This is a genomic window from Epilithonimonas sp. (assembly GCF_036780765.1).
Lineage (GTDB): Bacteria > Bacteroidota > Bacteroidia > Flavobacteriales > Weeksellaceae > Epilithonimonas.
On sequence record NZ_DAIQCG010000002.1, the window covers coordinates 12,537 to 37,981 of the forward strand.

At 35.1% G+C, this 25,445-nt stretch carries 24 protein-coding genes; 14 read left to right on the forward strand and 10 right to left on the reverse strand.

Annotated features, from left to right (window positions below):
* Positions 1 to 8: 8 nt before the first annotated feature.
* Positions 9 to 557: a CopD family protein gene (locus V7P73_RS03585; protein WP_333851575.1), complete on the reverse strand. Its 549-nt coding sequence runs from the start codon at positions 555 to 557 to the stop codon at positions 9 to 11.
* A 535-nt stretch (positions 558 to 1,092) separates the two neighbouring features.
* Here V7P73_RS03585 and V7P73_RS03590 point away from each other — a divergent pair.
* On the forward strand, positions 1,093 to 3,246 hold the full coding sequence (locus V7P73_RS03590; protein ID WP_333851577.1) for a M12 family metallo-peptidase: 2,154 nt from the start codon (positions 1,093 to 1,095) through the stop codon (positions 3,244 to 3,246).
* A gap of 43 nt (positions 3,247 to 3,289) precedes the next feature.
* Here V7P73_RS03590 and V7P73_RS03595 read toward each other — a convergent pair whose 3' ends face one another.
* Positions 3,290 to 4,117 (reverse strand): SAM hydrolase/SAM-dependent halogenase family protein, encoded by an 828-nt coding sequence (locus tag V7P73_RS03595; protein ID WP_333851579.1) that lies wholly within the window; start codon positions 4,115 to 4,117, stop codon positions 3,290 to 3,292.
* A 101-nt stretch (positions 4,118 to 4,218) separates the two neighbouring features.
* Here V7P73_RS03595 and V7P73_RS03600 point away from each other — a divergent pair, with 101 nt between their 5' ends.
* The 8 genes from V7P73_RS03600 to V7P73_RS03635 all read left to right on the forward strand — a co-directional run bounded on the left by V7P73_RS03600 (position 4,219) and on the right by V7P73_RS03635 (position 12,418).
* Entirely contained in the window at positions 4,219 to 5,166 is a 948-nt protein-coding gene (locus V7P73_RS03600; protein WP_333851581.1) for a PhoH family protein, read from the forward strand.
* Between the two features lie 58 nt (positions 5,167 to 5,224).
* Positions 5,225 to 5,749, forward strand: a complete 525-nt coding sequence (locus V7P73_RS03605; protein ID WP_333851583.1) for a hypothetical protein — start codon at positions 5,225 to 5,227, stop codon at positions 5,747 to 5,749.
* A gap of 173 nt (positions 5,750 to 5,922) precedes the next feature.
* Positions 5,923 to 6,777 (forward strand): transketolase, encoded by an 855-nt coding sequence (locus V7P73_RS03610; RefSeq protein ID WP_333852118.1) that lies wholly within the window; start codon positions 5,923 to 5,925, stop codon positions 6,775 to 6,777.
* A gap of 101 nt (positions 6,778 to 6,878) precedes the next feature.
* Positions 6,879 to 7,832 (forward strand): transketolase family protein, encoded by a 954-nt coding sequence (locus V7P73_RS03615; RefSeq protein WP_333851585.1) that lies wholly within the window; start codon positions 6,879 to 6,881, stop codon positions 7,830 to 7,832.
* Positions 7,833 to 8,181: 349 nt separating this feature from the next.
* Entirely contained in the window at positions 8,182 to 9,096 is a 915-nt protein-coding gene (locus tag V7P73_RS03620) for a 1-aminocyclopropane-1-carboxylate deaminase/D-cysteine desulfhydrase (protein ID WP_333851587.1), read from the forward strand.
* Positions 9,097 to 9,299: 203 nt separating this feature from the next.
* The gene (locus V7P73_RS03625) at positions 9,300 to 10,364 is read left to right on the forward strand and encodes a glucosaminidase domain-containing protein (protein WP_333851589.1); all 1,065 of its coding nucleotides are present in this window, start codon (positions 9,300 to 9,302) and stop codon (positions 10,362 to 10,364) included.
* 69 nt (positions 10,365 to 10,433) lie between these two features.
* Positions 10,434 to 11,714 (forward strand): glutamate-1-semialdehyde 2,1-aminomutase, encoded by a 1,281-nt coding sequence (hemL, locus tag V7P73_RS03630; protein ID WP_333851591.1) that lies wholly within the window; start codon positions 10,434 to 10,436, stop codon positions 11,712 to 11,714.
* 5 nt (positions 11,715 to 11,719) lie between these two features.
* On the forward strand, positions 11,720 to 12,418 hold the full coding sequence (locus tag V7P73_RS03635; RefSeq protein WP_333851593.1) for an XAC2610-related protein: 699 nt from the start codon (positions 11,720 to 11,722) through the stop codon (positions 12,416 to 12,418).
* A gap of 50 nt (positions 12,419 to 12,468) precedes the next feature.
* Here V7P73_RS03635 and V7P73_RS03640 read toward each other — a convergent pair whose 3' ends face one another.
* From V7P73_RS03640 to V7P73_RS03665, 6 genes are all read right to left on the reverse strand, one after another.
* The gene (locus V7P73_RS03640; RefSeq protein ID WP_333851595.1) at positions 12,469 to 13,689 is read right to left on the reverse strand and encodes a hypothetical protein; all 1,221 of its coding nucleotides are present in this window, start codon (positions 13,687 to 13,689) and stop codon (positions 12,469 to 12,471) included.
* Positions 13,673 to 16,231 (reverse strand): DUF2339 domain-containing protein, encoded by a 2,559-nt coding sequence (locus V7P73_RS03645; protein ID WP_333851597.1) that lies wholly within the window; start codon positions 16,229 to 16,231, stop codon positions 13,673 to 13,675. The genes V7P73_RS03640 and V7P73_RS03645 overlap by 17 nt, the downstream gene beginning before the upstream one ends.
* 95 nt (positions 16,232 to 16,326) lie before the next feature.
* Complete coding sequence (gene namA / locus V7P73_RS03650) at positions 16,327 to 17,388, reverse strand: NADPH dehydrogenase NamA (protein WP_333851599.1); 1,062 nt, start codon at positions 17,386 to 17,388, stop codon at positions 16,327 to 16,329.
* A gap of 83 nt (positions 17,389 to 17,471) precedes the next feature.
* Positions 17,472 to 17,918, reverse strand: a complete 447-nt coding sequence (locus tag V7P73_RS03655; RefSeq protein ID WP_333851601.1) for a hypothetical protein — start codon at positions 17,916 to 17,918, stop codon at positions 17,472 to 17,474.
* A 115-nt stretch (positions 17,919 to 18,033) separates the two neighbouring features.
* Positions 18,034 to 18,489 carry a DUF1569 domain-containing protein gene (locus tag V7P73_RS03660; protein WP_333851603.1) on the reverse strand — a complete coding sequence of 152 codons (456 nt, stop codon included), beginning with the start codon at positions 18,487 to 18,489 and terminating at the stop codon, positions 18,034 to 18,036.
* A gap of 4 nt (positions 18,490 to 18,493) precedes the next feature.
* On the reverse strand, positions 18,494 to 18,853 hold the full coding sequence (locus tag V7P73_RS03665) for a hypothetical protein (protein WP_333851605.1): 360 nt from the start codon (positions 18,851 to 18,853) through the stop codon (positions 18,494 to 18,496).
* 209 nt (positions 18,854 to 19,062) lie between these two features.
* Here V7P73_RS03665 and V7P73_RS03670 point away from each other — a divergent pair, with 209 nt between their 5' ends.
* The 5 genes from V7P73_RS03670 (at position 19,063) to V7P73_RS03690 (ending at position 24,064) form a co-directional block, all read left to right on the forward strand.
* Positions 19,063 to 20,676, forward strand: coding sequence for a CTP synthase (locus V7P73_RS03670; RefSeq protein ID WP_333851607.1), 1,614 nt, complete (start codon positions 19,063 to 19,065; stop codon positions 20,674 to 20,676).
* Between the two features lie 176 nt (positions 20,677 to 20,852).
* Positions 20,853 to 22,640 carry a membrane protein insertase YidC gene (gene yidC, locus V7P73_RS03675; RefSeq protein ID WP_333851609.1) on the forward strand — a complete coding sequence of 596 codons (1,788 nt, stop codon included), beginning with the start codon at positions 20,853 to 20,855 and terminating at the stop codon, positions 22,638 to 22,640.
* A 363-nt stretch (positions 22,641 to 23,003) separates the two neighbouring features.
* On the forward strand, positions 23,004 to 23,663 hold the full coding sequence (locus V7P73_RS03680) for a TrmH family RNA methyltransferase (RefSeq protein WP_333851611.1): 660 nt from the start codon (positions 23,004 to 23,006) through the stop codon (positions 23,661 to 23,663).
* A 31-nt stretch (positions 23,664 to 23,694) separates the two neighbouring features.
* On the forward strand, positions 23,695 to 23,910 hold the full coding sequence (locus V7P73_RS03685; RefSeq protein WP_333851613.1) for a hypothetical protein: 216 nt from the start codon (positions 23,695 to 23,697) through the stop codon (positions 23,908 to 23,910).
* Positions 23,900 to 24,064: a hypothetical protein gene (locus V7P73_RS03690; protein ID WP_333851614.1), complete on the forward strand. Its 165-nt coding sequence runs from the start codon at positions 23,900 to 23,902 to the stop codon at positions 24,062 to 24,064. The genes V7P73_RS03685 and V7P73_RS03690 overlap by 11 nt, the downstream gene beginning before the upstream one ends.
* Positions 24,065 to 24,280: 216 nt before the next feature.
* Here the strand turns inward: V7P73_RS03690 and V7P73_RS03695 are convergent, their stop codons facing one another.
* Both V7P73_RS03695 and V7P73_RS03700 read right to left on the reverse strand, forming a co-directional pair.
* Positions 24,281 to 24,973 carry an RsmE family RNA methyltransferase gene (locus V7P73_RS03695; RefSeq protein ID WP_333851615.1) on the reverse strand — a complete coding sequence of 231 codons (693 nt, stop codon included), beginning with the start codon at positions 24,971 to 24,973 and terminating at the stop codon, positions 24,281 to 24,283.
* Positions 24,974 to 25,059: 86 nt separating this feature from the next.
* Positions 25,060 to 25,419 carry a four helix bundle protein gene (locus V7P73_RS03700; protein WP_333851616.1) on the reverse strand — a complete coding sequence of 120 codons (360 nt, stop codon included), beginning with the start codon at positions 25,417 to 25,419 and terminating at the stop codon, positions 25,060 to 25,062.
* Positions 25,420 to 25,445: the final 26 nt, after the last annotated feature.

Below are 25,445 nucleotides of genomic sequence, written 5' to 3' on the forward strand. Positions count from 1 at the left end.
GATAGTTTTTATTTTTTCTTGTTTTTGTTCACCAATTTTACAATCGAGGTTATCAGAATGACGATTCCGAAAAATCCGAGTAACAGTTGCCACCAATATTGTATAACGGAATATTTGAGAATTACTGTAAAAACTACTGCAAATAAAATAAATGTTGCAATCTCATTGAATTGTCTAAGTTTAATATTCGGAATGGAGAGTGTTTTTCCGTTGAGGTTTTTCAATTCTTTAACTCTCTTCCAGCACCAGAAGTGATAAATCCCGAGCCCGACTAGAAAAGTCAATTTAAGATGAAACCAAGGCGTTTTCAGTAATCCTGAATTAAGGAAAACCATTGTGAGTCCGCTTAATAACATCAGAATTCCTGCAGGAACAGTGATGATGTTCCAAAGTCTTACTGCCATAAAAGTATATTGATTTCTGAGAATCTGCTGTTTCACGTCATCAAACTCATCAGTATCTTTATAATAGACAAACAATCTCACGAGATAGAAAATCCCGGCAAAATAACTTACCATAAAAATAATATGAATTGCCTTGATAATCGTGTAAAGCATCTACGGATTTTTTTGCAAAGATACTTTTTATTGGCTGAAGATAAAATTTGGTTTCAATAATTGTAAATTGAATAATTGAAGGCTAAAACGGATTTTTGTGATTAATTTTTCAATGAAAATTTTCATATTGTAACAAAATAACAACTCAATGAAAAACGAAATTACAATTTCTTGTTTTTTAGTTTGTGGATGTTGAGTTTTGCTCAGTTAATTATCAAAGGAGATGATAGAGTGGTGTCAGGAAATTATGTTGTTAAGATAAAAAACGGATCAAAAAACAATCAGTAAAAAATTAATCAAATAATAAACTGTATCAAATTGAATAAAACAGTCTAATTTATTTATCTGCTGTTTTTTTTTGTAATCAATTCTAATTATTATTATATAAATTACTAGAAAATTAGATTTTTTTTGTGTGGGTGAATTAAATTTTAGGTCAAATTTAAATTGAAAGAAAATTGTTAAATTTTTGTTTAGGTAATGAATTCTGAAAAAAAAACCTTTTTTTTGTGGGATAAATTTAATTGTTCTAAATATGAAGAAAATTTTACAACTACTATTTTCAGTGTGTATTACAGTCTTCGGATTTTCTCAAAATCTAAAGCCAATTGCACAGAAAGTAGCAGCTCAAAAATCAGCGAAAAAAACATTCGCAAAATTCAGTCCTTTTACAAAAGATGTTGCATCAAAAAATGCAGCAACTTACAGAAATGAAGCAGAAGACGTCACGGTAATGCAATTGAAAACAACAGAATTGCAAAAAATCGTCAATGAAAAGCCACAAACAATGGAAATGAATTTTCCTTTTGAAGATGGCGAAATTACGGTAGAATTGGTTAAAAATGACATTTTTGCCGCTGGTTTCAAAGTGGGAACCGATAAAGGAGATGCCAACTATACACCCGGAGTTTATTATCAAGGGATTATCAAAGGAGATGATACATCTGTTGCAGCTTTTAGTTTCTTTAATAATGACATTGTTGGTGTAGCTTCTACTAACCAATTTGGGAATATTGTTGTAGGTAAAACAAAAAGTTCTGATGACTTTGTATCTTACAGTGATTATAAATTGAAATCTCAAAATCCATTCTCTTGTAGTGCAGATGAACTTCCAGAAAACCAAACTAAGAAAATATCTTTTGATCCCTACAAGAAAAAAGCTTCTAAAGATGCTAACAGTTGTGTAAGAATTTATTTCGAAGTTGGTTACGGGCCTTATACGCAGAATGGTTCTAATGTAGCTTCTACAGTAAACTGGGTTACAGCTTTGTTCAACAATATCAAAACATTGTATGATAATGAAAATGTAAAAGTTGCGATGAGTGAAACTTATGTTTGGACAACAACAGATCCTTATTCTGGACAACCAGGAGCAATTCTAAGTCAATTCAGAACAACAAGAACTTCTTTCAACGGAGATCTTGCACAATTAATTAGAAACCCAGCAACAACAAGTGTAGCTTATGTTAACTCATTGTGTTCAACTTATAAATACTCTTATTGTGGTGTAAATAACCAAAATGTAGCAGTCCCTACTTATTCCTGGAATATCGAAGCGATGACACATGAGTTAGGACATAATCTTGGTTCTCCTCACACGCACGCCTGTGCTTGGAATGGTAATAATACAGCAATCGATGGTTGCGGACCTGCTTCTGGTAATGATGAAGGTTGCGATGGACCACTTCCTACAACTACCAAAGGTACGATTATGAGTTATTGTCATTTGCTTTCTTCTGTAGGGATTAGTTTTGCCAATGGTTTTGGACAACAGCCAGGTGACTTAATCAGAGAAACTATTGCAGGTAAACCTTGTCTCGGATCAGACTGTATTGCTTCTTGTGATGTTACTATTACAGGATTAGCAATTAGTAATCTTGCTGCCAATACAGCTACTGCAACTATAGCAGATGCGACAGGTACAAGCTGGAAATATCAATTGACTAAAACAACAGATGGTAGCGTGATAACATCTGGAACTACAACTAATAAGGTGTTGAATTTTACAAATCTTGATGCAAATTCTTTTTACAAAATTGAAGTGGGAACAGATTGTGCTACAACCTATCAGAAAAGCCAAATCTTCATAACAGATGGTTCTTGGTGTGGTAAAGTTCTAACGGATACCGGAGGCGAAAATGGAAACTATTCTAATAATGAAAACTGGACAAAAACTTTCTATCCAGATGCAGAAGGACAAAAACTGAAGATTACTTTTACAGAGTTTGATCTTGAAAGTACAACAGATTATATCACCTTAAGAAACGGTTTGGCTAATTCTGGTGTATTTTCTGGCGCTGCACGATTGACAGGGTCTAATATTCCTGCTTCTTATGAGTCAACTCACGCTTCTGGTGCAATAACAATTACTTTCAGATCAGATGATGCTGTCACAAAATCAGGGTTTAAAGCTAATTTCAGCTGTACTTTATTAGCAGTGGATGATGTAGTGAATTCTAAAGATGTTGTATTATCCCCAAACCCAGTTAAAAATGAATTTACTTTAAAAGGAATTAATAAAATGGTTTCTGTAGAATTGTATGATATCTCTGGAAAATTGGTTAAGCAATTTGATGCTGAGAGTTTATCAAAAAATAATTTCGATGTTTCTCGATTGAAAAGTGGTAATTATGTTGTGAAGGTTAAAACTTCCAATGATAGTTTTACTAAGAAATTAATCAAACAATAATATTCTTAGATTAAAACAAAAACCGGCAATTATTTGCCGGTTTTTATGTGAATTCTATATAGATTTTCTCACCAGCATTCATTCCGAAAAGAGAAGAAGCACCATTCAGAACACTGCCTTTGTAGATGGTAATTTCTAACAAGTCTGCATCATTAAAAATCACAGAAGATTTTCCGTGGAATTCCTGTTCTCTGCTCCAGTCTGTAACAATATCAGTGTATTGTTCCAAGATTTTTGATAAAACAATATTTCGGAATTTAACCGTGAAATCATTATTGATAGAGGCGTGTTTTTCGAAAAATTTTCTGCTGATATTAGAAACTACATTTCCGAAATTATCAATATACATTACTTCGCCAACAATCATTTTTTCAGCTTCGTTATAAATGGCCTTTGGAAAAGAAATATCCTTAATGGTTTTAATTTTTCTTCCAATTACTTCTGGTAAACCGCCTTTGTAAAGATGCATAGCTGCAGGAACAAAAATATCTACCGATGGAAAAGAAACCTTGTCATCGAATCTGTTATTCAAAGTTATTTCATAAATAGCTTCTGGTTTGATGTCAAAAAACATCAGATTAATGATTCCATTATCGGCACAAATGAAATAATGACCATCGATTTTAGTAATAATATTCTTCCTTGACTTATGATGAAAACTGTCCACAGAAATGATATGGATACTTCCTTCTGGGAAAAATTTATAAGCGTTTCTAACAATGTAAGCGGTTTGTAAAAGGTTGTAAGCCGTTATGTTATGGGTGATGTCAATGACTTTTACATCCTCGCTCCAGCTGAGTATTTTTCCCTTGATACTTGCCACCCGATGGTCTACAAGTCCGTAATCTGAAGTAAGCGTAATGACTGACATTTGATAAGATTTGTTGCAAATTTAATATAATTCAATTTTTAAAGGCACATAAGATGTCAAATCTATTCATATATTTGTTAGACTAACCACTAATATTATTTATGTTCGAAATCAATTATGAACTACAAGATATCAACACCAAAACATTTTATGGTGTTCAGAATCAAAATTTCAACCTAATAAAATCCAGTTTTCCAACACTCAAAATCACGGGTCGGGATAATTTTATCTTTGCAATGGGAAACAGAGAAACTCTGGATGTTTTGAAGCAAAAACTCGATGATATTTCTGCTTACATTACCAAGCACAATTCTATAGAAATCAAACAATTGGAATCTCTTCTAAAATTAAAAGATGATTCTGAAAAACAATTGGTTTTTGATCAGGATATTATTGTAAAAGGCGTCAATGGAAAAGCCATCAAAGCGAAGACTACCAATCTGAAAAAATTGGTAAAAGCATCTGAGAAAAAAGATATGGTTTTTGCGATTGGTCCTGCTGGAACTGGAAAAACGTATACCAGTGTTGCTTTGGCTGTAAAAGCATTGCGTGATAAAGAAGTTAAAAGAATCATTCTTACAAGACCTGCAGTGGAAGCTGGCGAAAGTCTTGGTTTCCTGCCTGGCGATCTAAAAGAAAAATTAGACCCATATATGCAACCGTTATATGATGCGCTTCGTGATATGATTCCGCACGAAAAGCTGGAAGGTTTTATGGAGAAAAGAATCATAGAAGTAGCACCTTTGGCTTTTATGAGAGGTAGAACTTTGGATGAAGCTTTTGTAATCTTGGATGAAGCACAGAACACCACACATTCTCAAATGAAAATGTTCTTAACCAGAATGGGGATGAATGCTAAATTCATCATTACAGGCGATCCGAGCCAGGTAGATTTGCCTAAAAATCAACAGTCTGGGCTTAAAGAATCTATGACTATTCTAAAAGATGTAGAAGAAATTGGTTTTGTACATCTTTCAGAAGAAGATGTTGTAAGGCACCCTGTGGTGAAAAAGATTATTATGGCTTATAATAATGTAGAAAGAAAGTAAAAATTAATTTTTGGTACAAAAATTGGTTAAAGTTTTGCTGAAATTAAATTTTTAAACTATGAAAAAGTTATTTTTAGCTGCAGCTATAGCAGTTTTTGGTTTTACTCAAGCACAAGAAGGTTTTAAATTAGGAGCACATATTGGTGCGCCTACAACTGGTAACTCTGATTTTACTTTAGGGTTGGATGCAGCTTATAGATGGAATATTGCAAAAGGTTTTGACTTAGGTGTGGCAACAGGATATTCTCACTATATTGCTAAAAGTTACAGATATGAAGGTGGAACTTATAAAGGTGATGATTTCGGATTTATTCCGGTTGCAGTTACTGGAAAATACTCTTTTTCTGGAGCACCGATAGCTGTTGGACTTGATTTAGGATATGCTATCTCCACAGCGGATAATGTTAACGGAGGTTTATATGCAGTGCCAAAATTTATGTATAACTTACCTGTAGGGGAATTATATGTTGGATATCAAAGTGTTTCTAGTAAATATGATAGAGGATATTATGATGACCGACCTATTGCTGGCAAAGAAACAGTAGGTGCAGTTGTTGTTGGATTTAATTTCAATTTGAAATAGACTAACCACTATAAATAAATACAAAAAACTCCAATGTGTTCATTGGAGTTTTTTGTTTATACATTTTTGTGTATTAAAAATTGTTAATTATTGTCAGTGATTATTTCTTAAGTTACATTCAGCTTGGATTTACACATAAAAAAAACGTAATTTCGCAAGAAAGCAAATCCAATATAATGAGCAAATCAATAGAAGAGCTGAAAAGCCTTTCAACGCAAATCAGAAGAGATATTCTGAGAATGGTTCACGCTGTAAACAGTGGTCACCCAGGAGGATCTCTTGGTTGTACAGAATATTTCGTAGCACTTTACGGAGAAGTTATGAACTACAAACTGCCTTTTACAATGGAAGGTAAGAACGAAGATTTATTTTTCCTTTCAAACGGACATATTTCTCCAGTGTTTTATAGCACATTGGCGAGATTCGATTTCTTTCCGGTTGCAGAATTGGCAACGTTTAGAAAATTAAACTCAAGATTACAAGGTCACCCAACAACACACGAAGGACTACCTGGAATCAGAGTTGCTTCGGGGTCATTAGGTCAAGGGTTGTCAGTTGCTTTAGGAGCTGCTCAAGGTAAAAAATTAGACGGAGACAATTCTTTGGTTTACACACTTCAGGGTGATGGTGAGTTGCAGGAAGGTCAAAACTGGGAAGCATTTATGTATGCTGCTGCAAAAAAAGTGGATAACATCATTACAACAATAGACTACAACGGAAGACAGATTGATGGAGATACAGTTGATGTGTTGTCTTTAGGAGATTTGAGAGGGAAATTAGAAGCTTTCGGATGGCTGGTTCTTGAAGAAAAAAACGGAAACGATCTGGAAGCTGTTATTGGAATCTTAAACAGAGCAAAAGCGGAAACCGGAAACGGAAAACCTGTTGCGATTCTCCTTCATACAGAGATGGGAAGTGGTGTAGATTATATGGTGGGAAGTCACGCTTGGCACGGTAAAGCGCCTAATGATGAGCAGTTGGAATCAGCTATCAAACAATTGTACTTAGAAGCACCAGCTGATTATTAATTATCAATGATAAATTATTAATGATGAATGATTTTTTTTGATTAAACAAAATTAAAAGTAAAGAAATCATTTATTACTTATCAATCATCAATTATAGTAAAATGAAATATACATACATAGAAAAAAAAGATACACGTTCCGGTTTTGGAGCAGGATTGGCAGAACTAGCTGATACAAATCCAAATGTTGTAGCACTTTGCGCAGATTTGATTGGCTCTCTTAAAATGGAGAAATTCATAGAGAAAGCTCCGGAAAGATTTTTCCAAACAGGTATTGCAGAGGCTAATATGATGGGCTTGGCGGCAGGTTTGACGATTAACGGGAAAATCCCTTTTGCTGGTACTTTCGCCAATTTTGCAACATCCAGAGTTTACGATCAGATCCGTCAATCCATTGCTTACTCAGGCAAGAATGTAAAAATTGCCGCTTCTCACGCTGGGGTTACTTTGGGAGAAGATGGTGCAACTCACCAGGTTTTGGAAGATATTGGGATGATGAAAATGTTGCCAGGAATGACGGTAATCAATCCTTGCGATTATAACCAAACTAAGGCGGCAACTCTTGCTGCAGCTGCACACGAAGGTCCTGTTTATCTAAGATTTGGACGTCCAGTTGTTCCGGTTTTCATTCCGGAAGATATGCCTTTCGAGATTGGAAAAGGAATTCTTTTGCAAGAAGGAACGGATGTAACGATTGTTGCAACCGGACATTTGGTTTGGGAATCTCTGTTGGCAGCGGACGAATTGGAGAAAGAAGGTATTTCAGTTGAAATTATCAATATCCACACCATCAAACCTTTGGATGAAGAAATTATCTTGAAATCTGTGGAGAAAACAGGTAAATTGGTTTCTGCAGAAGAGCACAACTACCTAGGTGGACTTGGAGAATCTGTTGCCGGGATGTTGGCGAGAAGAAGACCAACACCTCAGGAATTTGTAGCGGTTCACGATACTTTCGGAGAATCTGGAACACCGGCAGAGCTAATGAAAAAATATCAAATTGATGCCGATGCTGTTGTAAAAGCAGTGAAAAAAATCATCGAAAGAACAAAATAATTTTTAAGAATTATATCATAAAAAGTCCACCATTTTTGGTGGACTTTTTTGTTTGTAGAATTTTTAGGAGCTTATTGACTCCGTCGAATAGCGACTTTTTAAATTTTCAATTAGGAGCTATTTCCCGCTATCCGCTATATCTTTTTTGGCATTGCGAACGAAGTGAAGCAATACTTAGAGGTTTTCACCGCAATGCCAAAAAAGGATGCCGCTACTATCGGGGCTATGGCTTTTGTCATCCAAAATATTTTTTCAGTTTAGTAGAACAGTCGGAAATTTTTTATAGTGAAAGAAAGAGAAAAATTTTCATAAATTTCTTTCTCATCAAAAACTTACCTAATTTTGAAAAATGCTTCAGATTCCGGAATATAAAATCCCAATTGTTGAAATCAAAACTGATTTTGATATTCAGATTTTTATCAAAAGAGAAGACTTGATCCATCCAAAAATTTCCGGGAACAAGTTCTGGAAACTCTTTTTCAATGTCAATCAATATCTAGAATCAAATCCTGAAAATCCTTTAATAATAACGTTCGGAGGCGCTTTTTCTAACCATATTGCATCGGTTTCAGCCTTTGGGAAAGAGTTTGGGATTCCTACAATTGGAATCATAAGAGGAAATGAATTAGAAAATAACGGGCAAAATAATCCAACACTTTCCGAAGCTTCCAAAAACGGAATGCAGTTCTTCTTTGTTTCCAGAGAAGATTATCAAAAGAAAGAAAAATTAACCAAAGAATTTTCAGAACAATATCCCAATTCACTCATCATTCCGGAAGGCGGAAGTAATGAAATGGCAGTGGAAGGTATACAATATATGTTGAGAAATGACACCAAAGATTTTGATTATCTTTGCACGGCTGTTGGAACTGGAGGAACAGTTGCTGGGATTTCCAGATTTGCAGAAGAACACCAGAAAGTAATTGGAATCAAAGCGGTGAAAGATAATTCGCTGGAGAAGACAATACAAGAATGGAGTAGGAGAAGCAATTTTGAATTGATGGATGCAGATGAAAGTCGTTACGGAAAAATAACTGACGAGAATATCCGTTTTATAAATTGGTTTTATAAAAAATATGAGATTCCGCTTGACCCAATCTATACAGGAAAAATGATGCAGAAGATTTTTGATTTGGCCCAGAAAGCTTATTTTCCGAAAGGATCGAAGATTCTGGCATTTCATACGGGCGGATTGCAGGGCATCAAAGGCGCGAATCAGTTTTTGAAAAGTAAAAATAAAGCGTTGATTGATTTTGAAATGTGACGTCAGTTCGAGTGAAAATTATTGAAGTGTAACGGAAATAATTTTTGTATCGAGAACTTTTTATTATAAACTTCTCGATACGTCTCGCCTAAGGCGGACTACTCGAAGTGACGGAAGTTCTAAAGAAGTTGAAAACCCATAGCCCCGATAGTAGCGGCATTAGCTCCTTAAAAATAAAGAATAAATATTTTAAAATATTGAAAATGAAAAAATTATTGGCGATTGGTTTCGTTTGTGTTTTAGGATTTGCAAAAGCACAAACCTGGAAAACGGAAGACCAATATATCCAGAAGTTCGCGCTATACGCGGTGGAAGAAATGGAAAAATATAAAATCCCAGCGAGTATCACACTGGCTCAGGGACTTTTGGAAACTGGAGGCGGGCAAAGCCGATTGGCGCTGGAAGGGAAAAACCACTTCGGAATCAAATGTAAGGAAGAATGGACAGGAAAAACAATGAAACATACAGACGACGCTCCGAATGAGTGTTTCCGTGTTTATGAAGACCCGAAACAGTCTTATGAAGACCATTCGATTTTCTTGGCAACGAGAAAATATTACACGAAACTTTTTGACCTAGACCCAAAAGATTACAAAGCTTGGGCTCACGGGCTTAAGAAAGCTGGATATGCAACCAATCCGAGATATGCGTACATCCTGATTGATAAAATCGAGCGATACAAATTGTATGAATTTGATAATACTTCTAAAGACGAGGTTTATTATGCGATTCTGAAATTGTATCCCAACTTGAATAGTGACGCAGTTTTTATGGCACAACTAAGTCAGGAAAAGCAAAATGAAAAAGTTGCGCCGCCAACAGTGAAAGTTCCTTATTCGCAAGGTTCTTATGCAAAAAAACAAGCGGAAGTTTCTGATATTGTAGATGCCAATACGAAAACAGCACTTTTGAAAAATATCCTTGTGAAAAATCATCCCAACGGCGATTTGAAATTCTTTGTAATGCCTGTAGATGCAGATATGTCTGATATTGCTAAGAAATTCGGGATCAGTGAAAAACGTCTGATGAAATATAATGAGTTGGAAGATTCTAAGCTGGCAAAGAATGACATCATATTCTTGGAAGGCAAAAACTCATCCGGAAACAAAGAAACTTACAAAGCCGGAATTAGCGAAACAATGCACGACATAGCTCAGAAATTCGGAATCAAATTGAAGAAATTGTATTCTAAAAATAGAATGGAAGCTGGACAAGAACCAAGAGCAGGACAGGTGATCTATCTGCAAAGTAAAAAACCGAGAAGTTAGAATTTAGAAATTAGCGGTTAGAATTTAGACCAACAACTATCAACCAACAACCAACAACCAACAACTATAATGTTATACCAAAGAAGTTCAGCGCTTTTTGAAGAAGCGTACAAATATATTCCAGGCGGTGTTAATTCGCCGGTTCGTGCTTTCAAATCTGTGGGTGGTGTTCCACTTTTTATGAAGTCTGCAAAAGGTGCTTATCTTACAGATGAAGACGACAGAACTTACATCGATTATATCAACTCGTGGGGACCAGCAATCTTAGGTCACACACATCCAGAAGTTTTGGAAGCTCTGAAACTACAGGCAGAGAAAGGTTTTTCTTTTGGTGCTCCGACTGAATTGGAAACAGAAATCGCAAAATTCATTGTGGAAAATGTTCCTAATGTTGACCAAATCAGAATGGTTTCTTCCGGAACCGAAGCTTGTATGAGTGCAATTCGTCTGGCTAGAGGTTATACTGAAAGAGAAAAAATCATCAAGTTCGAAGGCTGTTATCACGGACATTCGGATTCATTTTTGATTCAGGCAGGAAGTGGAATGGCTACTTTTGGAAGTCCGAATTCTCCAGGCGTTACCCAAGGAACAGCAAAAGATACTTTGTTAGCCGAATACAATAACATCGAACAAGTCGAAGAGCTTTTCAGAAATAATCCTGAGCAGATTGCTGCGATTATCGTAGAACCGATTGCCGGAAATATGGGTTGTATTTTGCCTGAAAATCAATTCCTTCAAAACCTTAGAAAACTTTGTGATGAAAACGGAACGTTATTGATTTTTGATGAGGTAATGACGGGATTCCGTTTGGCTTTTGGTGGTGCGCAGGAAGCTTTGGGTGTGAAAGCGGATTTGGTAACTTACGGAAAAGTGATTGGCGGCGGTTTGCCAGTTGGTGCTTTTGCCGGAAGAAACGAAATTATGAACTGGCTTTCTCCAAGAGGACGCGTTTATCAAGCGGGAACTTTGAGTGGAAATCCATTAGCAATGAGAGCCGGACTCAAAACTTTACAACTAATCAAACAAGATGCTGATTTCTATAAAAAATTAGATAAAACAACCGAAACCTTAGACTTTGAAATTGGGAAAATTCTGAATGAAAAAGGAATCAGACACAGAATCAACAGAAAAGGAAGTATGATGTCAATTTTCTTTGATGTAACTTCTGCGAGTAACTTTAATGAGGTGAATAATTCCAACATCGGATTGTTCAATAATCTGTTTCATCAGGTTTTGGAACAGGGGATTTATCTTCCGCCAAGTGGTTATGAGACTTGGTTTATTTCATCTGCGATTGGCGATACAGAGATTGACAAAACGCTGGAAGCTTTTAGAAAGTTTCAGTATTAAAGTAAATGAAATATTTTTTCTTTTTATTTGTTGCCGTTTTGATTTTTTCTTGCCAAAAGAAAGAAAAAAATGAGATAACATATAATTTAGTTGATAAATATATTGACAGTACAAATTCTGGTGAAAAAGGTAAGACCAGAATTGTAGCTGAACAATTTCAAAGAAATGATGATTCTGGAGCTTTCGTTATTCTAAATTTTTATCATAAAGAAAAAATTATAGATTATAAGTCTCAGAAATATAAGTACAAATGGCATTTTGATAATAGATATTATTTTGAGACAACAAGTCCTTTAGGTATTGGTGCTAATTTACAAGATTTTAATAATGACGGATTTAAGGATTTCACATATCAGTCTTCCACAGCAGCGAGAGGAGGAAATGAAGTAAGAAAATTATTCATCTATAATCCGGTATCAAAAAAATTTAATTATATCAGGAATTCAGAACGTTATCCCAATCTGTTTTACAATTCCAAATTGAATTGTATTGGTTCTATAATTTTAACTGGTTCAACAACTTCTTATTTTCTTAAAATTAAAAAAGATACTCTTTATGATTTTGCAAAGGTTGATGCAAGCGATAGTGTTTTAGTTAAGGAAAGAAATGAAAATGGAGAATATCAAATAATTCAAAAAAGGAAATTGAACAAGAATGAAGATGAACTTTCTACCTTTTCAAATTTTAAACCGTTAGAAAAATAAAACAAAAAACTTTCCTAATATGAAAGTTTTTTGTTTTATTTGAGTTTGAACTATTTATTCTCTTTATTGATATCCTTAACCAACCCAACCGCAAAATAACCAATTATCGCAACAGCTAAAACAATACAAATCCACATAAACAAAGATGTTTGCCAAAAAGTTTTTGCTTGTTCATTTGGTTTTGCTTGCTCTATTTTTTCTAAGTTTGAAATGGTTGCGACAGGATAATTCTGATTAAAATCGATTCCGGAACTGGCTAAATCGTATTGTGGAGCGGACCAAGTGGAATCAATTTTTAAAGTATAATTTTCATTAGATTTCAAATCGGTTAGAATACTGACTGGCGATTGGAAAAGATTGATTTTGTTGATTTCTAAAGCGGGATTGTCTTGATTATCAATTTCAATCGTAAATTCTTTGGTAAAAAAACTTTGAACATCAAATCTGTTTTTACTTTTTGAATTTAGCTGAAACGCAGAGATACTTTCGACATAATTCTCAGTCGATTTTTTATAAACTCTGGCTTTATTAATCAAAATCCTTGCATCACGCAGATAATAACTCAGCGAAGAAATCTCGAAACCGATTCCGTCAATCACTTGCGGATTGGCAAATGTGATGGTGATTCTGGTTTGCTTTTGTTTTTTATCAGTTTCAATTTTTTGAGTGAAGTTTTGTAATTCGGTCTTAGATTGATCTACCGAATGACTTTCTTCCAAACTAGCTTCTAGAACATTGATTGGCAAAGAATTTTTATCAATAAAATCAAATTTCAGGAACTTATAATTATTCAACGGAAAAGAAAAATTCCTTTCTACAGAAGTTTTTCCAGCTTCGTTTAGGTCAGAAATGATTTTGTTGCTGACCAATCCGAACCATTCTTTTTGATCGTTACTTCCGCTGATATTGAATTTTTTATCAACGCTTGTATTAGCAATTTTCAGCGTCAGATTATCCAGATTCAAAGCATTTTCATTGGAAATAATTACAGATGTTGCGACATTCGGAACTGCAGTTTTAGAAAGGATTGTAAAATTCTTTAAGCTGGAATTATTAGATTTTTCTTCATAAATCACATAAGGAACTTCATTATTCTCAGCATCGAAAATTCTTAGAAAATCAATATTATTTTGTGATGCAGAACGAAGTTCTGGTGTCAGCGAAATCTGATGAAGTCCGTTTTCTGAGACTTTATTTATTTTTCCCTGATAGTTTTGAGCTAAGGAAAAACTCGCGATCAGAATTGGTATTAGATTAATTAACTTCTTCATCGTTTGGGTTTTTAGTTTCTGTTTGGTCTTCAGGATTTTCAATTTTATCCGAAGCGATTTTTGTTTCATCTACGACCAGTCTTTTAATCTTTTGATAAACGAATGAAATAATCAAAATCAAGACACCTAACAAGATGAAAGCGATGATTTTTCCTGTTTCTGATACGTTTTTGATATCGTAAACAAACAATTTAATAATCGTGATTCCGAGCAAAGCTAATGCGATAATCCGCAATTGTTGGTTTTGTTTTTTGATACCGATAATCAGGAAAACAAAAGATAAAATACCCCAAAGAATCGGATAACCAATTTTGATGATTTGAAGTTTTATAACTTCGAATTTATCATCGATAAATAGTTCTTTTTCGTAGCTGTAACCGGTTTTATTGAAAGGATATTTCGCTAATTCTGCTGGCGAAATAATGTCCTTGGTCAACATCAATCCGTGAATCATCACTTCATTACTCAAAACATGAACGATACAAAATGCGAAAATCCATAATGCTGATTTGTGATTCAAAAGTTTGTCGAAAAGACTTTCGTTTCTGAATTTAATCAAAACATATCCAAAATAAGCTAGACAAACCAGCAAAGCATAATGGATAAAATAAGCCGATTTTGAAGTTAAATTAAGAACTAAATTTTCCGTCATTTCGTTGTAAGTCAACTTATAGAAATAGGAAATGTAAAGAATGATATTAATTGAAGCTAAAACAATAATGAAACTGTTCCAAGCTTTGTTTTTCAACTTTAAAACGACATAAATCAATCCAACGCTGAACAAGAAATGATACAAAACCGAATATGACAAAGCCGAATAATAATTGCTAATATAATCGTCTGCCTGATAGCTGATTTCCAGCATTCCGGTAAAATATCCAACCAAAATACTTACACCTAAAATAATATTTCTATAAGATGAAGGATGAAATTCGAAACCGAAAATATTGGTAACTTCTTTTTCTTTTTTCAATAAAATGTAAGTGAAAATCAATGAAGCCAGGGAAACAATTCCTGTGATGAATATTCGGTTGAGGAAAGGTTTCAATTCCATTAGGTTTCCGGAATAAAATTTTTCCCAATCCATAATCAAACTTCCGAACATCAAAAGCTGAACGATAATGGCGCCTAATTTGAAGGTGACAATTTTCGATTTTTGAGACAACCAGAATAATAAAACCGCTTCTCCTGCCCAGAATAATGTGATGTAATTTCCGCTAAACTGGATTGGAATTGCTAATGTTACAAAGGTTAAAGTCAATCCGAGTAAAAGATAAATTGCATTCTTATCCAACCCGAACTTTCTGTATAGAAATATTGCGTAAACCAGATTGTACAAAGCCAGTGCAACTGTGAACAAACCCTTTAGTTCTGGTCTCCAGTTTTCGATAATACTAATTCCCATTCCGAAATAGAAGAATGTATTAGCGACCATTATGAAATATTCCAGTTTCGTAAATGATCCTTTGTTTCTAAGGTTGTTGATAACCGTTGCCAGACTGAAAATAATGTAAAATATAGTGGCAAAGAACAATGCACCACGATATGGTAATTTGTCGTCGTAAAAGCCTTTTCCAAACCACGCAGAATAAAGCAGACAACTGAAAATGAAAGCTAATAAAGTAACCAAATTCCATTTTTTGAAGTAAGCAATCAAAAGCATTCCGATATTCAGAATCGCAATGTATGTGAACAGAACTTTGTAGTTGCCTTCGCCTGTGCTGACCATAAATGGAACGGCAAAACCTCCAATCAAGGACAAAACTGCCAATTCTTTTCGGTCATAAGAAACAGAAACAAACACACTGAAAATTGTAATAACCACCATAATAATGAACGCCACAGTCTGGCTGAACAAATGATAATCGTGGAAAGCAATTCCAATCGTGAGATAAAAAATACTAATGGCTCCAGCTACAAAAACGTAACTGAAAGCGGCGTAATTTTTTCTTAGTCGATGTGCAACGCCCATCACAAGCGCACCAGCCAAAATACCGATTCCGACACGTGCCGGTTCATTAATCCAATCTTTGTCAATCGCATATTTCACGAAGAAACTGATGCCGAGAACCAAAATCAGAATTCCGATTTTATTGATGAGGTTTTCTCCTATGAATTTCTCGATGTCAGGATTATTTTCTCTGAAGTTTTCCAGCCACGATTTTTTAGGAGGTACAACTTCTCTTATCGTATTTTCTGATGAGAAAGCCACTTTTTGTTCCACTTTTGGAAGTTCATCTTCAACTGGCGGAATCTTATTTTCAGTACTTTCCGGCTGTTTTTCTTCGATGATTTCTTCTTCGATTATCGGAGGAACTTCAACAGGAGTTGGTGTTATGTCTTCCGGTTTGATTTCTTCCTTGATAATTGGAATTTTAGGTTCTTCTTGTTTTATAGGTGAAATTTGGATTCCTGATTTCAAAGAATCTATCTTTTCCTGAAGCTGTTTGATTGAATCCTGAGTGGCTTGATGGTAGGAGTTGACTTTGTTATAAATAATTATCACAAAAACTATAACGACTAATAATAAAAATATCTCCATAAATGAGCTTCTGTTAACAAATATAAAAGGAAATAACAATTTATGTGCTATTTTGGGATAAAAGAAAAACTTCCCGCTTGGAAAGTTTTAGTTTTTTATTTTGAAGGTTTTGCTCTCAAATATTGATGCGGATAAAAACAATCATCTCCCCTTTGCCAAGAAGACTGAACAGCGAAATAAGGATTTCTCAAAATTTCTCTAGCCAAGAAAATCAAATCTGCTTGTCCGTTTTGTAGAATTTCTTCCGCTTGTTCTGCAGAAGTGATAAGACCAACAGCTCCGGTTTTGACGTCCGAATTCTTTTTCACATCTTCTGCTAGCGGAACTTGATAACCCGGTCTCAACGGAATTGTTACACCATTAATATTTCCACCACTGGAAACATCAATTAAATCTACATTTTTAGCCTTTAAAGCTTTTGAAAGTTCAACACTGTCAGATATTTCCCAACCGTTTTCTGCATACTCGGTTCCGGAGATTCTTACGAAAAGCGCTTGATTTTCTGTAATTTCAGAATTAACTGCATCCACAATTTCCATTAAGAATCTTGCTCTGTTTTCTGGATTTCCACCATATTCGTCGGTTCTGATGTTGGAAAGAGGTGATAAAAACTGATGAATCAAATAACCGTGCGCACCGTGAATTTCCAAAACATCAAATCCAGCATTTACAGCTCTTTTCGCTGCTTTTCTGAAATCTTCTACCAAAGTTTTTATTTCGTCAACAGATAATTCGTGAGGAATTCTTTCGGAGTGATGAAAGGGAATTGGACTTGGCGCAACAGTTTCCCAGCCTTCTTCCAAGCTCATCTGTCGATTGGTTTCAGCGGAAATAGAACCCTTTCTACCAGCGTGTGCCAGCTGAATCCCAATTTTACTTTCCGAATTCTGATGAACAAAATCAACGATTTTTTTCAAAGCCAAAGCTTGTTCATCATTCCAGATTCCAAGACATTTGTTAGTGATTCTTCCGCGTGGTTCGACGCCTGTTGCTTCTACTATAATAAGACCTGCGCCACCTTGCGCTCGGCTTCCGTAATGAACAAAATGGAAATCATTTGTAACGCCTTCTTCTGCAGAATACATACACATGGGCGACATTACGATTCGGTTTTTCAGTTCTATATTTCTGAATGTTATTGGTGTGAAAAGTTTCATTTTAAATTTATTTATATGGCTTCGAGAGCCTCAGCCTGACAACTTAATTCATATTGTCATCTTGAGGTTCTCGAAAAATTATTTTAGTTATTGAAATAGAAAGGAAATTTGAGCGTGTTTCCATAGTTGGTCCACGTTCCTTCGAATTTCAATTGGTTTTTGTCTGATGACTCTTTGAGTGTTAATTCTCCGGAAAAGATTCCGTTGTGTTTTCCGTTTCCTTTTTCCGACAGTTTCAAATCATAGATTTTGGATTGGTTTTTTGAATTTTGAGTTTTTTCTGCATCCAAAGTTATAGTTCCTTCAAAGTAAGCTTTTGTTCCTTCTACATCCGAGAAACCAAAAACTTTGTAAGCGTCTTTTTCTTGATCTTCTGTAGAAATAGTTTCGAAAAGAACTTTCAGATTGGCAGAATTATCAATTTTTCCAGTGAAAAACTCGTTGTTATTTTTGATTAATTTCTCAACTTCTTGTGCATTGAAAATTGTAAATCCGAAAATAAGGACTAAAAGAAAAATTACTTTTTTCATAATCATAATTTTAAAACGTTGAATCACTCGCAGCCCGGCTTGAACGGAGCTCTTTTTCTTTTTTCTCAAAAAAGAAAAAAGCCGGAGTGGAAGACGGAAAAAGCTGCCCTAAAAATTAAACTCCAAATTGGGTCAAATGGTGGTCAAGATGTTTGGACATCATATTGTTCCATTCGGTTGCAGTGAGTTTTCCGAAATTAAAACTCTCTTTTCCGTCAAAAGCTTCTGCTCCTAATTGTTGTGTCTTTTGAATGAATCCAATGATTCTTTTTCTCTCTTCTTCAAAGATTTTGTTATCTGTAATCACAAACATTGCTGAAGTGGGAGAGTTGTGTTTGTAAGGTGTTTCGCTCACGACTTTGGACTTTACGAAGTTTTTTAAAAGCCATTTGGTGATAAAAGTTGGCTTTCTGTGTTTTTCCTGTTCGTAGATGAGTTCGTAAGTTACGTTACAATGCGCCAACATTTTGTCTACGGACATCACACCCCATTTTGGGAAAGAGTCTTCTGTGAGTGCGTTGATTCTTTTGATGAAATGGCTTGTGTCTGCTTGGTCGAATATGTTCTTCATTTTTTTAGGTCGTGATTTTGTTTATTTGATTGAGCTTTTCTAATAATAATTTGTTGCACTTTTTGTGCTTGATAAATTTAAGAAGAAACCAAATAAATAGGATTGAAGAAATTACGATAATTTGGGTACATATTATTCTCAATCTGCTTTTTTGTTCCTCTATTTTTTTGTTGTTTTCCTGATTCAGGACATCGATGCTTTTGTTGAGAGAAGCGAGTTCGCTCTGTTCTCTGGCAAATTTGGTCTCGATATACAGTTTATTGTACACTTCATAATTGTTCCAATCTTGAAGCGCGAGATAATTGTCCGAAAAACTTTTGTAAATCCCTTCACTCAAAACCAAATCGCCGATTTTTTTGGACAAATTGACCGATTTTTTCAAAAGCTCTATCGCTTTCCACTCAAACCTAGCGAAATAAAAAAACATCAAACCGAGCTGCGAATAATTCAATGGTAAATATTTTGCTAAATCATTAAAATCTGCGAGACAAATATTCGTTAACAAAAACCTAATTGTCTCTCTAAAATTGTTTTTTAGGTCGAGATGCTTTAACTTTGCACAAACCTAATCTAATGAGTAAGAAAGAAACGAAGTACATCTTTGTAACAGGAGGTGTAACTTCTTCACTGGGTAAAGGAATAGTCTCCGCTTCTTTGGGACTTCTACTGAAATCGCGAGGTTTCAAAGTTACCATCCAAAAACTTGACCCTTATATCAACATCGATCCCGGAACTCTTAATCCCTATGAACACGGTGAATGTTATGTGACCGAAGACGGCGCAGAAACAGACCTGGATTTGGGACATTATGAGAGATTTCTAGATTCTCCAACCTCACAAAACAACAACGTTACGACTGGGAAAATCTACCAAACTGTTATTGAAAAGGAACGTAAAGGCGATTTTCTTGGGAAAACAGTTCAAGTGATTCCTCACATTACCAACGAAATCAAACGCAGAATAAAGATGCTTTCCAAAAAGGATTATGACATCATTATTACTGAGATTGGTGGAACAGTTGGTGATATTGAGTCACTTCCTTATATAGAAAGTGTTCGTCAATTGCAATGGGAATTAGGAAAGAACAACTCTATGGTTATCCATTTAACATTGTTGCCTTATTTATCTTCAAGTGGGGAATTGAAGACGAAACCTTCTCAGCATTCTGTACGTCAGCTGATGGAAAGCGGAATTCAGGCAGATGTTTTAGTTTGCAGAACAGAACACGCTATTCCGAAAGAACTACGTTCCAAGTTGGCTCAATTCTGTAACGTAGGACTAGAAAACGTTATCGAATGTATCGATATGGACACAATTTATGAAGTTCCATTATATCTTCAGAAACAGAATTTTGACGAAGTTGTTCTCAAAGAATTGAATCTTCCTGTAGGAAAAGATGTTAATCTAAAAGACTGGAAAACATTCCTTAAAAAATATAAAAATCCAAAACGTAGTGTAGAAATTGCTTTGGTTGGGAAGTATGTTTCGCTTCAGGATTCTTATAAATCTATTGCTGAGGCTTTTATCCACGCAGGTTCTGATATGGAAACCGAAATAAAAGTAAGATGGGTTTACAGTGGTGATATCGAACAAGAAGGTGCTGAAAAATTATTATCAGGCGTTGATGGGATTTTGATTGCGCCAGGTTTCGGAGATAGAGGAATTGAAGGTAAAATCCAGGCGGCGAAATATGCAAGAGAAAACAAAGTGCCATTACTGGGAATTTGTTTGGGAATGCAAATTATGACGATAGAATTTGCTAGAAATGTATTAGGATTGGCAAAAGCCAACAGTATGGAATTTGATACTTCTACGCCAGATCCAGTGATTTCTTTGATGGAAGAGCAGAAAAATGTTGTGGAAAAAGGCGGAACAATGCGTCTTGGTGCTTGGAAATGTGTCTTGAAAGCAGGCTCGAAATTAGCTGAAGTTTACGGTGCAAAAACCATTTCAGAACGTCATCGTCACAGATACGAGTTCAATAGTGATTATAAAAAAGACTTCGAAGATAAAGGTTTAACTCCAAGCGGACTGAATCCGGAAACGGATTTGGTAGAAACTTTGGAACTGAAAGACCATCCGTTTTACATCGGTGTCCAATATCATCCTGAATATAAGAGTACGGTTGCTACACCGCACCCACTTTTCAAAGCTTTTATCAACGCAACAGTTAAGAATAAATCATAAATTAATGAATGGCTCAAAGTATTTCTCTGAGCCATTCGTCTTTATAACGGAATCTGAAAAATAAAACCTATTTTTGCAGACCAAAATGATGTAGGTTTTGAACTATAAAAATGTCATCCTGAGCTTGTCGAAGGATATTTAAAATTCAAACCTTAAACTTTAAACTCAATTCTATAATGCAACAAAACAACGGATTAGACAAAAAACAACTGATTAGCTTCGGTATTTTTTCTATGATTCTTATCGGTTTTATGTTTTATTTCCAAAACCGAAATGCACAAGCCGAACAAGAAAAGTTAGCGCTGGAAGCTAAAAAAACAGAGCAGACTACAAAATCTAAACCTGCAGCAACCAACTTAAATGCAGCAACAGTAACACCTAATTCTGTTCAGAAAGTTAATCTTCAGAATGATGAGCTATCTCTTGAGTTCTCTAGTGTTGGTGGGCAATTGAGTTCTGTAAGACTGAATAAATTCGAGGCGTTTGGTGGAAAACCACTTTATCTTTTCAGTAACAATAATGCAAGTTACGGATTCCAATTCACAGATAAAGCGGGGAAAGTTTTCAATACAAAAGATTTGGTTTTTGTACCGCAAGTTGCAGGAAATGTAGTAACCCTTAATTCTAAAGTTGGAAACGCCGTTATCCAATTCATCTATACACTTAAAGCAAAATATACCGTTGATTTCCAAGTGAAAACACAAGGATTGGCTAGCGTTGTGAATGATGGAAAAGCTAATTTTATTTGGAATTACAACGTAAGAGGCGCAGAAAAAGGACGTTCACAGGAAGAGACTCACACCGAGTTTTCTTATGCGTTCAACAATTATAAAGACTACGATTATGACGCTCGTTCTGATATGGATGAGCCAGACGAAACACTGAACTGGATTGGTATCAAGCAACAGTTTTTCTCTGCAGTTATAGAGGCTAAAAACGGATTCACAAAATCTAAAGGTTTCCAGGAAGCTATTCCGGAAGGTGAATATTTGAAAAAATTCAATTACGATGGACAGGTAAATTTGGCGGGAAATGAGTTGAATCAAGATTTCACTTGGTACTTTATGCCTTTGGACATCGAACTTCTTAAATCTTATGATAAGAACTTTGACGAGATTCTTCCGTTAGGTTGGTCATTCATCGGTTCATTGAACAGATATGTATTCATTCCGTTGTATAACCTGATTTCGGGATGGGGAATTGCAGCAGGTTGGGCAATCTTCTGGATGACAATTATTGTTAAATTGATTTTGTCTCCGGTAATGTTCAAACAGCACAAACTAAGTGCAATGATGAAGGTGATTCGCCCGGAAATTGATGAGGTGAATGCCAAATTCAAGGACGCCGACCCGATGAAAAAACAACAGGAAACAATGGCGGTTTACCGAAAGGCCGGCGTGAATCAAATGGCGGGCTGTTTACCGGCGTTGGTTCAGATTCCGTTGTTCTACGCACTATTCCGTTTCTTCCCGAATATGCTTGATCTTAGAGGGAAAAGCTTCTGGTTCGTTCCGGATTTGACAGCTTATGATGATATTATCAGTTGGGGAACCAACATTCCGTTGTTAGGAAATCACCTGAGTGTATTTGCTTTGGCTTGTACCGTTGTGATTTTGATTTACACCATTATGACTTCAGGTAACATCCAGCAACCTCAACAAGAAGGAATGCCGAATATGAAAGTCTTGATGTATATCTTCCCAATCACGTTCTTGTTCTTCCTGAACAGTTCTGCGTCAGGTTTGTCTTGGTACTATTTTGTATCCAACGCGATTAATATTGTTATCATCCTAGTGATAAAACATTTCATCTTAGATGAGAAGAAGATCCACGCTCAGATTCAGGAAAACAAAAAGAAAGAACCTAAAAAAGAAGGAACTTTCCAAAAAAGAATGAGAGAAATGATGGAGAAAGCGCAAGAGCAACAAAAAATGCAAGAACAGGCTAGAAACAAAAAGAAATAAATATTAAAGGCGGTAATTTTTTACCGCTTTTTTTATTGGGGCGTATCCCTTTGTAAGATTAGCTTTTTGCAAAAAGCCAATCTTACAAGCGGGCCGTGCTTTCCGCTATATCTTTTTCTGCCCAGGCTTTTCCCGATCCAGAAAAAGGATGCCGCTGCAATCACTTACGCGCTGACGCCTTTGTTCAACATTTGTCAAAATATAAAAACAAAACTTCTATAAGCGAAGCGCCTTTGTGAACCTAAAACAGCTTTAATTAAAAGAATCTTTGTGCGCTTTGTGTTCAATTTTTCGCACAAAAACATTTAGCATTTTAATTCTAAATTCCCGAAATTTGCAATCATCAATTTTAAACCCAAAACCTTGAACTTAGAATCCACATACGAATACCTTCAGTCTTTTTTAACGCCAGAACGTTTCCAGAAAATTGAACATTTTTCTAAAGAAAGTTCAGACTTCGTTTTGCCTGTGATGGAAGATATTTATCAGTTCAGAAATGCAGCAGCTATTGTTCGTTCCGTAGAAGCTTGTGGATTTCACAAAGTGGTGGCGATGGAAAAAGAGAACTACTTTGAACCAAATTTAAAAGTCACAAAAGGTGCAGATACTTGGGTCGAAGTGGAGAAAATGCCAAGAACAATAGAGTCTTTACAAAATATCAAAAATAGAGGTTATAAAATAGTAGCGGTTTCGGCAGAAAACAATGCAAAAATGCTTCCTGATTATAAAATCGAAGAACCTTTAGCTTTGGTTTTCGGAACAGAGTGGGAGGGAACGACAGATGAATTGCTGGACTTTGCTGATGAAACTTTGGCCATCCCAATGTTTGGATTTACTAGAAGTTTTAATGTTTCTGTTGCGGCTGCAATCTGTATGTACGAGCTCAAACAAAAACTCCTAAAATCTGATATTGATTATAAGTTATCCGAAGAAAAACTGCTTCAAATGAAAATCCGCTGGGCAAAAAATTCTATTCCGAGTGGCGATATGATTTTGGAAAAGTATTTGAGAGAGAATCAATAATCTTAGTATATTTGATTATAAAATATTAATTATGACCACTTACAATGTTTCTATACCGGATAATAAAGATTCTTTTTTTCGAGAATTTTTAGAGCTTATCGGAGCAAAGTATGAAAAAAAGCAAGATACTTTTGAGCTGTCTGATGAGCAAAAGAAAATATTAGATAACCAAGATGATTTTTCGTTGTCCGATCATGAAGATAATGAAAGTTTTGTAGCAGAATTAAAGAAAGAATATGGCGTTTAAAGTCATTGTTTCTCCTATCGCGAAATCAAATGTTAGAGAAGCTGCATCTTATTACAAAAAAGAAGTATCTGACAAAGTAGCTCGAAAATTTATTGAAGATTACGAGCAAACTATCGTAAGAATAAAGCAAAATCCATATTTCCAAATCTATTAAAGATTTCAGAGGATTAACGATGCGCAAATTTCCTTATATTATTTTCTACCAAGTTTCTGGTGATATTATTTTTGTAAAAGCAGTTTTCCAATGCACTTCAGGATACTAAGAAAAGACCAAAGTAATTTTTAAGAAACCAACTCACAAAGCAAAGCCTCTCTCCAATCTTAGGAGCCAACGTAACAACGCATTCCGGAAAGTTGTACAGCGCAGAAGTCAAAACATCTTATCATAATTCCAAGCGGCAACAAAAATACCAGCCGTTTCTGTTCTCAATCTTTGATTGCCAAGAGAAACAGCTTTGATGCCTTTGTCTGCTAAAAGCTGAATTTCTTTATCAGAAAAATCACCTTCCGGACCAATCAGGAATGTGTAATTTTCAAACTTTGGAATGTCATTAAGAGAAACTCTTTCCAAGTTTTCATTGCAATGCGCAACAAATGTGTTTTCTGGATTAAGACTTTTCATAAACTCAGAAAACTTAATCAAGTCGTTCACTTTCGGAAAATGAAATCTGTGACTTTGTTTTGAAGCAGAAATGGCTTGTTTTCTCAGTTTTTCGATGCTGATATTCTTGCGTTCTGTTTTTTCTGTCAATATAAAACTGATTTCTGAGATTCCCATTTCCACAGCTTTTTCAACAAAAAATTCGATTCGGTCAATGTTTTTTGTTGGAGCAATTGCGATATGAAGCTTCGGAGAAAAATAAGGAAGGTTTTCTTTGATTTCGGAAACCTCTAATGAAACTTTTTTACCTTCGAAAACAAGATTCCCTTTAGCCAGATTTCCATTGCCGTCGGTTACGAAAATCTCTTCACCTTCTCGCATCCTGAGAACTTTTGTGATATGCTGTTGCTCGTCAGAATCAATAATTAAATCTGGGAAAATCTGTCCAAAGAAAAGTTTCATATTTTGTTTAATCGTTGAGTTGTTAAATTGTTAAATCGTTGAATTGTAATGATTTAAAGTCGATTAATTGTAAATTGAATTTGTGTTTATTTATTAAGAGATTTGCTCAGAGAATTAATTTGGTTAGTTATAAACTCTGATGTTTCTCTTAGTTTATTATAATTTTCATTAGTTAAAAAACCTAAGTCATTTGATAAAATTAAAAAATTGATGACCTCAATTGTTGAACCAAATGCAATATTCAGGAATCTGGATTTTTCTTTGTTGGATTGTCTTGAAAAACCTTCTGCAATATTTGCTGAAATACTTGTAGAAGCACGTCTCAGCTGATTTGTGATTCCAAATTTTTCGTTTTCTGGAAAAGAAGATGTTGCCAGATAAATTTCTTTTACTAATTGCCTTGAGTTTTGCCAAACTTCTAATTTTTCAAAATAAAATTGATACATATACTTGCAATAGTTTTAGAACAAAG